The organism is Pararhizobium sp. A13 (genome assembly GCF_040126305.1).
Taxonomy (GTDB): domain Bacteria; phylum Pseudomonadota; class Alphaproteobacteria; order Rhizobiales; family Rhizobiaceae; genus Pararhizobium.
In genome coordinates this window covers 2,575,286-2,591,424 of the sequence record NZ_CP149510.1, presented here as the reverse complement: position 1 = coordinate 2,591,424, position 16,139 = coordinate 2,575,286, and the positions used below count along the sequence as shown (strand labels likewise).

The following is a 16,139-nucleotide window of genomic DNA, read 5'->3' as shown; positions in this document are numbered from 1 at the left end:
TGTCAGCCTAAACGCAAAAACCCGGCAATCAGGATTGCCGGGTTCCAAGCTCACAAATTGACGGGAGACCTCAGTCCTTCTTCGCCGTCGGGATGACCCGCAGCGCGAGTTCGCGCAGCTGCGCCGGCGTTGCCGGGCTCGGGGCGCCCATCAGGAGATCCTGGGCCTGCTGGTTCATCGGGAACAGCGTCACTTCGCGCAGGTTCTTGGCACCGACGAGCAGCATGATGACGCGGTCGATGCCGGCTGCCATGCCGCCATGCGGCGGGGCACCGTACTGGAAGGCGCGGTAGAGACCGCCGAACTGCTCCTCGACCTCCTCGGCCGACTTGCCGGTCAGTTCAAAGGCCTTGACCATGACTTCCGGCAGCTGGTTACGGATCGAGCCAGAGGCGATCTCGAAGCCGTTGCAGACGAGGTCGTACTGGTAGGCCTTGAGCGACAGCGGATCCTGCGTGTTCAATGCTTCGAGACCACCCTGCGGCATCGAGAAGGGGTTGTGGGCGAAGTCGATCTTCTTTTCGTCTTCCAGCCATTCGTAGAACGGGAAGTCGATGATCCAGCACAGCTCGAAGCGGTCGCGGTCGACGAGGTCCAGTTCCTCGCCGGCGCGGGTGCGGGCTTCGCCTGCGAACTTGTAGAACTTGGCCGGGTCGCCGGCGACGAAGAAGCAGGCGTCGCCGTCATCGAGGCCGAGCTGCGTGCGGATCGCATCGGTGCGCTCCTCGCCGATGTTCTTGGCGAGCGGACCTGCGCCTTCGAGCTTCTCGCCTTCCTTGCGCCAGAAGATATAGCCGAGGCCCGGCTGGCCGGTCGACTGTGCCCAGGCGTTCATGCGGTCGCAGAAAGCTCTGGAGCCGCCGGTCTTGGCCGGGATCGCCCAGACCTCGACCTTCGGGTTCGACGCAATCATGTTGGCGAAGACCTTGAAGCCGGAGCCGGCGAAATGCTCGGTCACGGCCTGCATCTCGATCGGGTTTCTGAGGTCCGGCTTGTCCGAGCCGTAGGTGCGGATCGCCGTCTCGTGGGGAATGCGGCGGAACTGCTGCGTCACCGGCTTACCTTCGGCGAACTGCTCGAAGACGCCGCGCAGGACCGGTTCCATCGTGTTCCAGACGTCTTCCTGGGTGACGAAGCTCATTTCGAGGTCGAGCTGGTAGAATTCGCCCGGCAGGCGGTCGGCGCGCGGGTCTTCGTCGCGGAAGCAGGGCGCGATCTGGAAGTAGCGGTCGAAGCCGGCAACCATCAGCAGCTGCTTGTACTGCTGCGGCGCCTGCGGCAGAGCGAAGAACTTGCCTTCATGGATGCGGGAAGGAACGAGGAAGTCGCGCGCGCCTTCCGGCGAGGATGCCGTCAGGATCGGCGTCGAATATTCGGCAAAACCGATCTCGGACATGCGGCGGCGCATGTCGGCGATGATCTGGGTGCGCTTGACGATGTTCCGGTGCAGCGTTTCGCGGCGCAGGTCGAGGAAGCGGTATTTCAGGCGCACGTCTTCGGGATAGTCCGGCTCGCCGAACACCGGCAGCGGCAACTCCTTGGCGGCGGAGAGCACTTCGATCTCCTGCGCGTAAAGCTCGATCTCGCCGGTCGCCATGTGCTTGTTGACGGTCTCGTCCGAACGGGCCTTGACGAGGCCGTCGACGCGGATGACCCACTCGCCGCGCACGGTTTCTGCCGCCTTGAAGGCCGGGCTGTCGGGATCGACGACGATCTGTGTCATGCCGTAGTGATCGCGAAGGTCGACGAACAGCAGGCCGCCATGGTCGCGGACGCGGTGAACCCAGCCGGACAGGCGGCCGGTCTGGCCGACATCGGATTTGCTGAGAGCGGCACAAGTGTGGCTGCGGTAAGGGTGCATCATATTATCCTGGAACCAAGGGTGCCGCGCGGCCACGCCAAAGCGCGCTGCGGCAGCGTCAAAATCGGGCGGAAAAGCGCATGGTGAGGCCGATTTGTCAAGGCCGGAGCTTTGTTGGCAAGACCGCAGGCAAGCTTTGCGGCGACATCGCGCCGCCCCGGGAACGGCCAGCAGGCGTTATCTCTAGACGGCGTCGTCCGTGCGATACCGGCGACGGCAGCGCGTGCTTGTTTTCACGATCAATTCAGCAGGAAACGGCAGAAAAAGGCGAAATTCCCGCTGTTTTCTGGGCCGATCCGCGGCTAAAACACTCTGTGGCCGAGCCGATCTGCTTTGAGTCGCCGCCGAAATCCGGATTTTTCCCTTCCATGTCGCATATACGTCCGCTCATCCCCCTCCTCGTCACCGCAGGCATTCTGATCGGCGGCAACGGGCTGCAGGGAACGTATATTTCATTGCGAGCCTTGCAGGAGGGCTTTTCGACCTCGCTGATCGGCCTCGTCGGCACGGGCTACAATATCGGCTTTGCCATCGGCTGCATCTACGTGACGCGCATCCTGCGCTCGATCGGCCATATCCGCACGTTTTCGGCCATGGCGGCAATCGCCTCGGCGGCGTCGATCGCCATGGTTCTGCTGATCGATCCATGGTTCTGGTTCCTGATGCGGCTGGTTGCCGGCATCTGTTTCGCCAGCCTGTTCGCGACCGTCGAAAGCTGGTTGAACGCGCGGGTGACGAATTCCAACCGGGCGCGGACGCTGTCGATCTACCGCCTGGTCGACCTCGGCTCGGTCACGGCGGCGCAATATCTGATCCCGACCGTCGGCATCGAAGGCTTCCAGCTTTTTGCCATCGTCTCGATGGCGCTGACGCTGTCGCTCGTACCGATCTCCTTTGCCGACCGCTCCAGCCCCGGCGCACCGGCGGCGATCAAGTTCGACATCAAGGCGCTATGGAACATCTCGCCGCTCGCCACGATCGGCTGCATCGTCGTCGGACTGACGAACTCGACCTTCCGCTCGCTCGGACCGATCTATGCCGAGGGTATCGGCCTGTCGATCACCGCGATCGCCACGTTCATGAGCGTCGGCATCATCGGCGGCGTCGTGCTGCAATATCCGCTCGGGCTCTATTCCGACCGGCTGGACCGGCGGCTGATCATTCTCTTCGCCACCTTCGGCTCGCTCATCGCCGGTCTCTACCTCGCCTTCTTCGCCGGCAGCGACGAGTGGCTGAACTTCATCGGCATCTTCGTCTTCGGCGCTTTCGCCATGCCGCTCTATTCGCTCTGTTCGGCCCATGCCAACGACCATGCCGCCGAAGGCCAGCATGCACTGGTATCTGCGGGCATGCTGTTCTTCTGGTCGTGCGGCGCCGTTGTCGGCCCGCTGTTTGCCTCCTTCATGCTGGATATCTTCGGACCGCAGGCATTGTTCATCTATACGGCCGCAGTGCTTGCCGCCTTCATGCTCTACACGCTGCAGCGCATGACGGCGCGTGGCGCGGTGCCGGCGGGCGAGCGTTCGATGCGCTTCCGCAACCTGTTGCGCACCTCCTCCTTCTTCAACAAGCTGGCGGCAGCACCCGGGGAAAAGAAGGACGTGTAACCGTTCACGGTACCGTCGCTTTCCAATTGCTGAAGGATGCCGTCAAGTTTAAGAAGCGCAAGCATCTCAACTGCCGGAACCATTCCTTATGTCAGCCATCAGCCGCCGCACGCTTCTGAAGGGATCGGCCGCCGCAGCCGCCTCCTTCTCGCTCGGCGCCGGCCTCGCGGCCGGACGCAGTGCCGCGGCCCCCTCGCCGCTTCTGCTCAAGGCCCAGTTCACCGATGCGAAGCTCGCCAACGATGGCATCACGCCAAAGGTGATGACCTATGGGACAAGCGATGCCGCAGCGACGGGCATGCCGCCGGTGATCCGGATGAAAAAGGGCGAGCCGTTTGCCGCTCGGCTCGTGAACGGCATTGACGAGCCGACGACGATCCACTGGCACGGCCTGCGCATCGCCAACGCCATGGACGGCGTGCCGGAGATGACGCAAGCCTATGTCTATCCCGGCGACGGCTTCGATTATGCCTTTACGCCGCCGGATGCCGGTATCTTCTGGTATCATCCGCACTGCAACACGCTGACCCAGATGGGCCACGGGCTGACCGGCGTCATCGTCGTCGAGAACGCCGACGATCCGGTCTTCGATGCGGAAATCGTGCTCAACCTGCGCGACTGGCGGCTGGGTGCCGGCGGCGCCTTCATCGCGCCCTTCAAGCCACGCGACGCGGCGCGCGGCGGCACCTATGGCACGATCCGCACAGCCAACTGGCAGCAGGAGCCCGTCTACGACGCGCCGTCCGGTGGCCTCGTGCGCGTCCGGCTGGCGGCGACCGATGTCACGCGGATCTACACGCTTGGGATAGAAGGCGCGCCGACGCTCGTCATCGCGCTCGATGGCAATCCGGTCGAGGAGCCCTTCCCGCTCGACCGGCTGGATTTCGGCCCCGGCCAGCGCGTCGACCTGATCCTGCGCATGCCGGACACAGAGGGCACGGTGGTCCGGCTCGGCAATTTCCGCGGCTCTTCTCCGTGGACCATCGCAACATTGCGGGCAACCGGGACGTCGCTGAAGCGCGATATCCGCGACGTGAAACCGCTGCCGGCCAACCCGGTGCTGGAGGCCGATCTTTCCGTCGCCGAACGCATTCCGCTTGATTTCACCGCGACGGCCGAGCATGCGCCTGCCCCAAGCATCTGCGGCACGCTCGGCTATACCTTCTGGGCGGTCAACAAGGTGCCGTGGCCGGGCGATACGCCCGATCCGGTGGCGCCGCTTTCGGAACTGAAGTTCGGCAGGAGCTATGTGCTGCAGGTGCGCAACCGCACGCCGCACGCGCACCCGATCCACCTGCATGGCCTCAGCTTCCGCATCCTCAGTTCCAACAAGCGCACGGTGCTGCCGCCGCCAACCGACACCATCCTGTTGCTTCCGGACGAGCAGGCCGAACTCGGCCTCGTCGCCGACAACCTTGGCGACTGGCTGTTGCATTGCCATATCATCGAGCATCAGAAGACTGGAATGTCGGGATATTTCCGTATCGCCTGAGCTTTTTCCATTGTGACGCATGGCGCGAAGCGATACATCGGATGAGTTTATAGCCGCATTTCCGCCATAGTGATTGAAGTTTGATGATCGAGACAACCGCCGAACTTGCCGCCGCCTGCGAAACGCTGGCGCAGGGGCAGTACCTGACAATCGACACGGAATTTCTCCGCGAAACGACCTTCTGGCCGCAACTGTGCCTGATCCAGATGGCCGGACCGGACATGGCCGTCATCGTCGACCCGATGGCAAAGGACATCGATCTTGCGCCATTCTTCGAACTGATGGCCAATACCAGCGTGATCAAGGTCTTCCATGCCGCGCGCCAGGACATCGAAATCATCTACAATCTCGGCAAGCTGATCCCGCATCCGATCTTCGATACGCAGGTTGCCGCCATGGTCTGCGGCTTCGGCGACAGCGTTTCCTACGACCAGCTCGTCAGCCGCATCAAGGGCGTCCATATCGACAAGTCCTCGCGCTTCACCGACTGGAGCCGGCGGCCGCTTTCGGACAAGCAGCTCGACTATGCGCTGGCCGACGTCACCCATCTGCGCGAGGTCTACCTGCATCTGAAGGAAGAGCTCGAACGCGAAGGCCGCTCGCTGTGGCTGACCGAGGAAATGGCGATCCTCGAGGCCAAGGAAACCTATGACATCCACCCGGACGACGCCTGGCAGCGGCTGAAGATGCGGCTGAAGAAGCCACAGGAACTGGCCGTTCTGCAGAAGGTCGCCGCCTGGCGCGAGCGCGAGGCGCGCAACCGCAACGTCCCGCGCGGCCGTATCCTCAAGGATGACGGCCTCTACGAGATCGCCCAGCAGCAGCCGAAGGACGCCGAAGCGCTGTCGCGCCTGCGCACCATCCCCAAGGGTTGGGAGCGCTCGGCAGCCGGCACGGCGATCATCGAGGCCGTCAACGCGGCGCTCGAACTGCCGAAGTCCGAGATGCCGAAGCTGCCGCGTCAGAACCAGTCGCCGGAGGGTGCTGCCGCCGCCAGCGAAATGCTCAAGGTGCTGCTCAAGCTGATCGCGGAAAAACAGGGCGTCGCTGCCAAGATCATCGCCAATTCCGACGATCTCGAACGCATCGCCTCGGAAGGCCCGAAGGCCGATGTCGGCGCCCTGAAGGGCTGGCGCCGCGAGCTGTTCGGCGACACTGCGCTCAAGCTGATCAACGGCGAAGTCGCGCTGCGTTTCGTCGACCGCAAGATCGAGGCCGTCGAGCTTTGAGCCATCCGGCATCAAGGGTGCATCCTGGCACCCTTGATGATCTTGTCGACAAGCTTCCTGTCGGCAGGAAGTGCGCTGCCGACGACCTTGGCACATTGGGACCGAACTGCGCATGAACGCAGCTGCGACAATACGGTCACGCGAAATCGCTTGACCCCACGCCTACAAGTGGAACAATGCCGTCCATTGCCACGGTGAACCGGGTGTCATGAGAGAAATATCTCCCACAGAGAACTGGCTGATGATCACGCTCGGCATGGCGTTGAGCGGCGTGCTCTACGGCCTTGTGGTCTATCCCGGCGAACCCGTGATCATCGGCGCGGTCTTCGCTGCCTTCATGGGCGTGCCGATTATCGCCTTCGAACGCCGACTGCTGTTTCGTCCGCTGAGCCGGCGGATCGAGCGGCTTCCAACGCCCGTCTTCATCGTTTCAGCGCTTGTGATCTACGAAGTTCTGATGAGCGCCGGCTATGCGGTGGCGGCGCTGTTGATGTGGTGGCTGGGGCTCATCGAGCCGAAGTCGCTGGCCGATATCGTCATGATGCCTTTCAACGTGTTTCTCTACGCGCTCGCCGTCTGCGCCCTGATCGTCTTCATTCTGCGCGTCCGCGATCTGCTCGGCCACGATGTCTTCACCAGCATGCTGATCAGCCGCTATCGCACGCCGGTGAAAGAGGAACGCGTCTTCCTGTTCATCGATCTCGCCGATTCGACATCCTTTGCCGAAAAGCATGGCGACCTGCGCGCGCAGCAGTTTCTGAAAGCCCTCTTTGCTACCTTCGCGGAACCGGTCCGGCGTCACAAGGGCGCGATCGACGACTATGTCGGCGATGCCGCGATCGTTACCTGGCCATTGGAAAAAGGCGTGAAACATGCGCGCTGCGTTCGCTGCATCTTCGATATCCTTGACGAAATCGAAGCTGATGCGGAGGCCTGGCGCAAGCGGTTCGGCCAGGTGCCGCGGCTGCGGGCCGCTCTCCATGGCGGATCGATTATCACCGCAGAAATCGGCGTGCACCACCACAAGATCGCCTATTTTGGCGACACCGTGAACACCACGGCGCGGCTGGAATCGCTGTGCAAGACGCTGAACAGGCCGGTGCTGATCTCGGCCGAGCTCGCCGAACGGATCAAGCTTCCGCAAACGATCGCGATCGACGATCTCGGCGTCCATGCCGTCAAGGGACGCGGCCAAACGCTCGGGGTCATGGCGCTGAAATCACGGGCCAAGGTCGCGGCCGTCGCCGAAACGTTCGATCTGCGGATCCCCGCCGAATGACCGGCCGGCCATAGCCGCCGTCACCAAAGCTTCATCCAGGCGTCAATTCGCCGACATCAAACTCCTGCTAAGCGAAACCCCTTATTCAAACCGCTCATAGGGGGACATGATGAAACACGCTCTTTTCGCTTCCGTGGCACTCGGCCTTTTGACCACCGCCGCCCTTGCCGAAGACACGGTCTTCCCGGCCAGGCTCTCGGCCCATGCCGTGCTGCCGGCCAACACCATCATCGCCGCCCCCGCCGATGCGGCCGATTATCTGAAGACCTCCGGCAAGTTCACGACGCCGGACCGCAAGCGCACCGAGGCGCTCGGCACCGTGCCGGGCAAGGACGGCGTGCGTTTGACCGGCCTTTCGCTGCCGTTCGACGGTCAGCCGATGCAGGGTTTCTCCGGTATCAAGACGATGCCGGACGGCACCTTCTGGAGCCTGTCGGACAACGGCTTCGGCAGCAAGCTGAACTCCTCAGACACGATGCTGATGCTGCACAACATCAGGATCGACTGGGACGCCGGCAAGGTCGAGGCGCTGAAGACAGTGTTCCTCACTGATCCGGACAAGAAGGCGCCCTTCCCGATCGTCATGGAAGGCGCTGCCAAGCGCTACCTGACCGGCGCCGATTTCGACGTCGAATCGATCCAGCCGGTTGCCGACGGCTTCTGGGTCGGCGAGGAGTTCGGTCCCTACGTCCTGAAGTTCGATCTTGAAGGCAAGCTCACAGAGGTCGTTGCGACGACGGTCGACGGCAAGCCGGTGATGTCGCCCGACAATCCGACGCTCGCCGTCCAGGCCGACCCGTCGAAGCCGATGCCGGCGTTCAACATCAAGCGTTCCGGCGGTTATGAAGGCCTTGCCCTGTCCAAGGACGGAGCCAAGCTCTACGGCCTGCTTGAAGGTCCCATCTGGACCGACGGAGAGAACGTCGAGCGGGTCGAAGGCCGCCCGGCTCTGCGCATCGTCGAACTCGATGTCGCGTCGAAAGTCTGGACCGGCCGCAGCTGGCTCTATCCGCTCGCCGAAGGCGGCGAAGCGATCGGCGACTTCAACCTGCTGGACGACAAGACGGCTCTCGTGATCGAGCGCGACAACGGTGCCGGCACGGTCGACAAGGCCTGCGCCAACCCGAAGGAACCGAAGCCGGATTGCTTCGCCGTCGGCTCCAAGGTGAAGCGCATCTACAAGATCGAGATGACCGATGAAAACGCCGGCAAGGCGGTGCGCAAGATCGGCTATATCGATCTCCTGAAGATCGCCGATCCCGACAACAGGAAGCGCCAGGGCGGCGGCGAAGGCTTTTACGACATGCCGTTCGTCACCACCGAGAATGTCGATCGCATCGACGACACCCACATCATCGTCGGCAACGACAACAACCTGCCCTTCTCGGCCGGCCGCTCGCTCGACAAGGCCGACGACAATGAATTCGTCCTGCTCGAAGTCGGCGAATTCCTGAACGCCAAGTAATCGGCACGGAACGACAAAGGCCCCGTAACGTGAATTACGGGGCCGCTCGATTCATGCGGCAGCGGGTGGTCAGAGCACGAAATAGCCCTTGGCCAGCGTCACCGCATCATCGAGCTGGATGGAGAAGTCGGCTTTCCCGTCGCCGTTGACGTCCGCATAGATATAGGTGTCGGAGGCCTTCTTCTCGTAGCGCAGCTCACCGGCCTTGCCGTTGAAGGCGGCGGTGCCGATGAAGGTGAAGGCCTCATTTTCCGGGGTGCCGTAGCGCGCGTCGATGACACTCAGGTCGATCCTGTCGCCGAGGCTACCGGAAAAGTCGAAAATCGTATCGCGGCCAGCGGATGCCAAAGTGGATTCCCAAAGCTCCTTGAAACGGAACGTATCAGCCCCCGCCCCGCCGAAAAGGTCGTCAGCGCCGACCTGACCGATCAGCCTATCCGCGCCTGAACCGCCTGCCATCACGTCATTGCCGAAGCCACCGACAATTCTGTTGCCGGCCGCATTCCCGTACAGCCTGTCGGCGTAGGGCGTGCCGGTCAGAGCTTCGATGGACGAATAGGTATCGCCCTTGGCCTCGCCCGTGTTGATCGACGGATTCGCGAGGCTCGCCGTCACCCCGGTTGTTGCCAGCTGGTACGTTGCGGTATCCACGCCGATGCCGCCTACCAGCCGATCCGCCCCGGCGCCTCCTGCAAGAACATCGTTGCCGCCATTGCCGTTCAGCGTGTCGTTTCCCGCCAGCCCGAGCAATCCGTCCGCGTAACGTGTCCCGTTGACGGTATCGTTGCCTGCGAGCAGCAGCGAGAGGAAACTCGCACCATCATTCGTCTGGACCGCATCGGCTATCCTGGCCGCCGATATGTTGGCGTCGGTGACCCGGAGGAAAACGACGTTATCGTCAACGAGCGTGAGGCCCGTGAGCGTACCGCCGGTAATATCTTTAAAACTGCCGTGGCTCGTTTCCACGGACAGGTTCCAGCCATCGAAATACGCGTAGTTCTCGAAATCGTCGTAGAAAACGATCGCGGTCGAACTCGAGGTAAAATTGGAGTAGTCGAAGAGGCTGCCGATACCGTCGGTAAGGGACATATCGACCCCGTCGCCAGGATTTCTGTAGGTCAATACCGCCATTCTGACATCCCGTTTCAATAGACCGGCATACCCGCCGCTCGGCCGGGCGAACTATATATCCGGTCATCCGTTTTGCAATGAAGCGCGACGTGGATTTCCGGCGAACCGTTTCAGAAGGATGCAGCCGCAGTACAGCACCGTGGCGCGGCAGCGGATGGTCAGAGGAAGAAAGAGCCCTTGCTCAGGCTCACCGCATCATCGAGATGAATGGCGAAATCGGCTGTGCTGTCGCCATCGAGGTCCGCGTAGATATAGGTGTCGGACGCCATCTTGTCGAAGCGCAGTTCTCCAGCCTTGCCGCTGAACGCAGCCGTCCCGATGAAGCTGAATGTCTCGCTATCCCAAAGGAACTTATTGGCATCGGCGAGTCTGAGATCGATTCTGTCGCCGCTGGCGCCGGAAAAGTCGAAGATCGTATCGCAGCCTGACGCCGAAACCGTCGAATCGGAAACCCAATTGAAGACGAATATGTCTTTGCCCGCCCCCCCGGTTAGGTCGTCCGCGCCGGCTTCACCCACAATCACGTCGTCGCCACCAGAGCCATTGATAATGTCGATTCCGTCAAATCCCCAAAGCGCATTTGACTCGCTGTTGCCGTAAAGGCTATCGGCAAAGTCGGAGCCCTTCAGGCCTTCGATGGAAATATACGTGTCGCCGCGGGCGTCGTTGGTATTGATGGAGGCATTGGCAAGGCTGGCGGTGACGCCGCGGGCGGCATCAGAATACTTGGCGAAGTCGTAATCGGCCCCGCCGCGCAGCGTGTCGGCGCCAGCACCGCCCGACAAATTATCTTTGCCGCTTCCCCCATCCAGAAAATCGTTGCCTTCCTGGCCCCATAGAAAATTGTCGTTGCTATTGCCATAGAGCTTGTCGCCATAGCGCGATCCGGCCAGATTCTCGATGGAGACATAGGTGTCTCCGCGGGCGTCGTTGGTATTGACCGAACTATCGGCAAGACTTGCGACCACGCCTTTTCTCGCCAGATGATAGTAGGCGGTATCAACTCCGAAGCCGCCTAGGAGTTTGTCGGCGCCGGCGCCACCATGAAGCTTGTCATATCCGCCGTTGCCATACAGGGTATCGTTTCCGTTGCCGCCAACAAGGTCGTCGTCATACTTCGTGCCGTAGACGGTGTCGTTGCCCGAAAGGATCAGCGACATGAATGCCGCGTCATTCTCGGCGAAAATCGCGTCACCAAGCTTGGCCGCCGACACATTCAAACCCGTCACTGACGAAACGGTCGTCCCGCCGATCACGAGCTTAATCGTGTTGACGATGCCGGCGGTGATATCGGTGATCTGGCCTGAGGTCGAAGAGACCTTCAGCCCGGTGCCTCCAAACAATGTATAATTGCTTGAATCATGAAAGACTTTGATCTCGGTCGTCAACCAGGACGCTTGTGCATATTCCGACAAGCCGGCGACGTTGGGTGCGAGCATATCGACGCCGTGACTGGTGTTTCGGTAGGCAATCTTCGCCATCACTTCCCCTGCAACAATTCATAAAATAAGCTAAAATTATAGGTTGCATTCAAATATATCGCCGTGAGGACCTGCGCAATCCGCAATCCCAGTAACTATTAGATTTTTTTGCAGAATCAACCTTCGAACCGGAACGCGATCCGCTTGCCCGTAAGCCTTGCAAGCTGCTGCAGCCGGCCGTCGAGGCGCTCGCCGGTGAATTCCGAATAAGTGGAGGGCACCACGAATTCGAGATCGAGGTCCGGGGTCCGGGAGCGGCGGATATCAAGATTGCGGACGATGCCCGGCATCGAGGCGGAGAACAGGTAGACGACCCTGAGCAGGCCGCCCAGAAGCTTGGCAAGTTCCAGCATGCGCGGCGTGGCGATGGCCGCCAGCGGTTCGGTGGCGCCGTTGTCGGCGAAGCCCTCGAAGCGATAATAGTTGGCAAGCGCGATATAGGCGCGGCCGGCATGGGTGATGCCGGAGAACGTGCTGTGGGCGATGATGTTGAGCGCCTGCAGGCCGCGATAATCCGGATGGGCGCGCCAGCTGATATCGGCGAGCAGGCAGGCCGCCTGACGGTAGCGCCCCTCCTCCTCGGTTTCGGTGATGCCGAAATGCGGCACCATCTTGCCGCTCCAATCGGCCAGTTCGCGCGCATGCTCGGGCGAGCGGGCACGCAGGATGGCAATTTCGCCGGCCGCCGTCAGCAGCGGATCATGACTGCGCACGGTTTCCGACAGCAGCGAAAACAGGTACCCCTCGCGAACGCCGAGCGCCGAAAACGAGATGCGCGCCGGCTTCATCTGCGCGATTGCTTCCTGCATGGCAACGGCACCGAAGGGCAGGAGTGCGCGGCGGCTCTTCGAGATGGTCGCATAGGCCGGCGCCTTCACGTCCTTTGGCTCGATCACCTCGGGCAGGAAAGCCATCGCCTCGTCGAAGGAAATTTCATAACCCTGCATCATGTGCAGCGGATAGTTGCGCGTCTCCATATGAAGCTTGGCGATCGAGCGCCAGGTACCGCCGACGGCGTAGAAGGTGCGACCGGCAACGTTCTGCAGCACCTGCGCACCCTTCATGTAGCGCCGCACATGGCTGCGCGCCTTGACGATCGATCCTTCGGCATGTTCCGACAGCCGGATACCGCCGAGCGGCAGGGTAATGCCCTTGCCGACCTTGGTGCCGACGACATCCACGAGTTCCAGCGAACCGCCGCCGAGGTCGCCGACGACGCCGTCGGGGTCGTGATAGCCGCTGATGATGCCGAGCGCCGAGAAATAGGCTTCCTCCTCGCCGGTCAGCACGCGGATTTTCTGGCCGAGGATGATCTCCGCCCGGCGGATGAAATCCGGGCCGTTCGATGCATCGCGGGCAGCCGCCGTCGCAAGCACGAAGACCGTGGAAGCGCGCGCCTGCGTGGACAAGGCCTTGAACCGGTGCAGCGCCATCAGCCCCCGCTCGACACTCTCGGCATCCATGCGACCGGTCGCATCGATGCCCTTGCCGAGGCCGCACATGACCTTTTCGTTGAACAGCACGGCTGGAGACCGGCTCAGCCCCTCATAGATGACAAGTCGAACAGAGTTCGACCCAATATCCACGACGGACACCGGGGCAATTCCAGGCAAACGCCCCTGGGCTTCAGATTCTACCATGCAATTCCAGTTTTATCTTCTGCGGCCGCTGTCCCAGCCGGCAATGACTTTCGGAGTGCTGGATTTCAAGGCCTCGCCCCGCCCCGACAGGCTGGGATTGGTCATGAAGTAGACCTGTGCATTGAAGGGCTCGGAATCGCGGGCGACTTCCATGCGCCGCGACGTTCCGTCCGGAAGGATCTCGTAGCTCTGCTGGTTATCGATGAGATTGCCCAGCATGATCTGCGACAGCACCTGTTCATGCACAGTCCGGTTGATGAGAGGCACAAGGGTCTCCACCCGCCGATCCAGATTGCGCGGCATCAAGTCCGCCGACCCGATATAGACGAGCGCGTGCTCGGAGGGAAGCCCGTGACCGTTGCCGAAGCAGAAGATGCGCGAATGTTCAAGGAAACGGCCGACGATCGATTTGACGCGGATATTATCGGACAGGCCAGGCACCTGCGGCCGCAAACAGCAGATGCCGCGCACGACCAAATCGATTTCGACGCCGGCGCGGCTGGCCTTGTAGAGCGCATCGATGATTTCCGGATCGACCAGCGAATTCATCTTCATCCAGATCGACGCCGGCCGGCCGGCCTCGGCATGGGCGATTTCCTCGCCGATATGCTGCAGGATGCGCGGACGCAGCGTATGCGGCGAAATCGCCAGCTTCATGCCGGCCTCGGGCTCGCCGTAGCCGGTGATGAAGTTGAAGATATTGGCCATGTCATGGGCAATCTTCGGATTGCAGGTAAAGAAGGACAGGTCCGTATAGATCTTCGCCGTGACCGGATGATAGTTGCCGGTGCCGAGGTGGCAGTAGGTTCTAAGCTTGCCTTCCTCACGGCGCACCACCATCGACATCTTCGCATGCGTCTTCAGTTCGATGAAGCCGAACACCACCTGCACGCCGGCGCGTTCGAGGTCGCGCGCCCAGCGGATATTGGCTTCCTCGTCGAAGCGCGCCTTCAACTCGACCAGCGCCGTCACCGACTTGCCGGCTTCGGCAGCGTCGATTAGCGCACGCACGATTGGGCTGTCGTTCGAGGTCCGATAGAGCGTCTGCTTTATCGCCAGAACGTCAGGATCGCGCGCAGCCTGGAGCAGAAACTGGACCACCACGTCGAAGCTCTCGTAGGGGTGGTGGACGACCATGTCTTTTTCGCGGATGGCGGCGAGGCAGTCTCCGGCGTGTTCGCGGACACGTTCGGGAAATCGCGCATTGTACGGCTCGAAGCGCAGATCGTCGCGCGGCGCCTTGGTGATCTCGGACAGGGTGTTGAGTGCCAGAAGGCCGGGCAGCACGGCGACGCGGTTTTCCGCGACGCCGAGTTCGCCGACGACGAAATGGCGCAGCTCCAGCGGCATTTCCGAATCAATCTCGATACGGATCACCGATCCGCGGCGGCGGCGCTTCAGCGCCGTCTCGAAGAAGCGGACGAGATCTTCGGCCTCTTCCTCGACTTCGATATCGCTGTCTCGAATGATGCGGAATGTGCCCGAACCCTTGACCTCATAGCCGGGGAACAACCGTTCGATGAACAGGCTGACGGCATCCTCCAGCGTGATATAGCGGATCACCGACTTGGCATCCGGCAAGCGGATGAACCGGTCGAGCGCGACCGGCAAGCGCAGAAGCGCCGTCATCGGCTCGCGGCCTCGCTTGCTGGCAAGTTGCAGCCCCATGGTGAAGCCGAGGTTCGGAATGAACGGGAACGGGTGCGCCGGGTCGATCGACAGTGGCGTCAGCACCGGAAAGATTGATTGCTCGAATTCATTCGCCAGCCACGCACGGTCCTGTACGGACAGCGACACCGGCCGGACAATCAGAATGTCTTCCTTGGCAAGATACTGCTGCAGGACGGCCAGCGAGGCCTGCTGCTCCATCTGCAGGTTGTCGATTTCCTTGAGGATGTCTTCCAGCTGCTCGACAGGCGTCTTGCCATCGGGGCTGCGCACCATCACGCCCTGGCGAACCTGGCCTTCGAGACCAGCGACGCGCACCATGAAGAATTCGTCGAGGTTGGCGGCGGAAATCGACAGGAAACGCACGCGCTCAAGCAACGGATGCGCCGTATTCAGCGTCTCCTCGAGAACCCGGCGGTTGAACTGAAGCCAGGAGAATTCGCGGTTGATGAAGCGTTCAGGGCTGGTCAGAAGATCGATTTCATACGCCGCAGGCTCATTGGCGATTGTCGCAGATGTTACAGTATCCATGGCCGAACCCGCCCTCTCGTTTTTCATGATGCAGCTAGCGCAGTTTGACGACCTAACTATGACAGTCAATCAATTTCGCGTGTCTTTCCAAGGGTGTTGAGCACTTCCAAGGCAAGCGCCCGGTTGATGCGCGTGCCGCGTGCAAGCGCCAGATGATCGAGCCGCTCGACGATCGTCTGGGCCGATTCGAGCGAGCGCTCCATCCGCGCCACGATATAGCCGATCAGCCGGTCATCGACGCTGAGCTGGCGATCGGCCAAGAGCTTGACCAGAACCTGGGCCAGCAGGTCATCATCCGGCTCGCCGATCTCGACCACGGTCGCCGCCTTCAGGCGCGACCGAAGATCGGCCAGTTCGACCGGCCAGGACATGGGCCACAACCGGCTGGTGATCAAGAGGCCGGTGCCGTTCTCGCGCGCGCTGTTGATGACATGAAACAGCGCCCGGTCATCAAAACCGCGCCGGTCGGCATCCTCGAAGAGGACCGGGTTCGTCGCGGCAATATCGGCGGCATCGCTGCCGGCCGTCGGATGGATGGCTACGGCCGCGCTGTTTTCCCGCCAGATGGCCGCGAGATGCGATTTTCCCGAGCCTACAGGCCCGGCAAGAATGACAACGGGCGAGGGCCAGCGCGGCCAGCTGTCGATGATCGACACCGCCGCCTTCAGCCGTTCGGACACGAGAAGGTCGTCACGACCCGTCTGAGGCTCGTGCTCGAAAACGAGCGGCAGCTGTTCGAACTTGCGGACCATACG

General features: G+C 61.7%; 11 protein-coding genes. 5 read left to right on the top strand and 6 right to left on the bottom strand.

All coding sequences use genetic code 11. From position 1 onward, the window contains the following. Window positions 1–70: 70 nt before the first annotated feature. Complete coding sequence (gene aspS, locus WI754_RS12695) at window positions 71–1,861, bottom strand: aspartate--tRNA ligase (RefSeq protein ID WP_349433784.1); 1,791 nt, start codon at window positions 1,859–1,861, stop codon at window positions 71–73. A gap of 368 nt (window positions 1,862–2,229) precedes the next feature. Here aspS and WI754_RS12690 point away from each other — a divergent pair, with 368 nt between their 5' ends. The 5 genes from WI754_RS12690 (at window position 2,230) to WI754_RS12670 (ending at window position 8,933) form a co-directional block, all read left to right on the top strand. Continuing rightward, entirely contained in the window at window positions 2,230–3,468 is a 1,239-nt protein-coding gene (locus WI754_RS12690) for an MFS transporter (RefSeq protein ID WP_349433783.1), read from the top strand. A gap of 88 nt (window positions 3,469–3,556) precedes the next feature. Beyond that, window positions 3,557–4,960, top strand: a complete 1,404-nt coding sequence (locus WI754_RS12685) for a multicopper oxidase family protein (RefSeq protein WP_349433781.1) — start codon at window positions 3,557–3,559, stop codon at window positions 4,958–4,960. An 83-nt stretch (window positions 4,961–5,043) separates the two neighbouring features. Further along, entirely contained in the window at window positions 5,044–6,189 is a 1,146-nt protein-coding gene (rnd, locus tag WI754_RS12680) for a ribonuclease D (protein WP_349433779.1), read from the top strand. A gap of 208 nt (window positions 6,190–6,397) precedes the next feature. Further along, entirely contained in the window at window positions 6,398–7,468 is a 1,071-nt protein-coding gene (locus WI754_RS12675; protein ID WP_349433778.1) for an adenylate/guanylate cyclase domain-containing protein, read from the top strand. A 109-nt stretch (window positions 7,469–7,577) separates the two neighbouring features. Then, window positions 7,578–8,933: an esterase-like activity of phytase family protein gene (locus WI754_RS12670; RefSeq protein WP_349433777.1), complete on the top strand. Its 1,356-nt coding sequence runs from the start codon at window positions 7,578–7,580 to the stop codon at window positions 8,931–8,933. Between the two features lie 69 nt (window positions 8,934–9,002). Here the strand turns inward: WI754_RS12670 and WI754_RS12665 are convergent, their stop codons facing one another. From WI754_RS12665 to hdaA, 5 genes are all read right to left on the bottom strand, one after another. Then, window positions 9,003–10,064, bottom strand: coding sequence for a hypothetical protein (locus WI754_RS12665; protein ID WP_349433776.1), 1,062 nt, complete (start codon window positions 10,062–10,064; stop codon window positions 9,003–9,005). Between the two features lie 158 nt (window positions 10,065–10,222). Then, window positions 10,223–11,545 carry a protease gene (locus WI754_RS12660; protein WP_349433774.1) on the bottom strand — a complete coding sequence of 441 codons (1,323 nt, stop codon included), beginning with the start codon at window positions 11,543–11,545 and terminating at the stop codon, window positions 10,223–10,225. A 116-nt stretch (window positions 11,546–11,661) separates the two neighbouring features. After that, window positions 11,662–13,185: an exopolyphosphatase gene (gene ppx / locus WI754_RS12655; RefSeq protein WP_349433773.1), complete on the bottom strand. Its 1,524-nt coding sequence runs from the start codon at window positions 13,183–13,185 to the stop codon at window positions 11,662–11,664. Between the two features lie 12 nt (window positions 13,186–13,197). Further along, window positions 13,198–15,384: an RNA degradosome polyphosphate kinase gene (locus tag WI754_RS12650; protein WP_349433772.1), complete on the bottom strand. Its 2,187-nt coding sequence runs from the start codon at window positions 15,382–15,384 to the stop codon at window positions 13,198–13,200. 65 nt (window positions 15,385–15,449) lie between these two features. Then, window positions 15,450–16,136: a DnaA regulatory inactivator HdaA gene (hdaA, locus tag WI754_RS12645; RefSeq protein WP_349433771.1), complete on the bottom strand. Its 687-nt coding sequence runs from the start codon at window positions 16,134–16,136 to the stop codon at window positions 15,450–15,452. Between the last annotated feature and the right edge of the window lie 3 nt (window positions 16,137–16,139).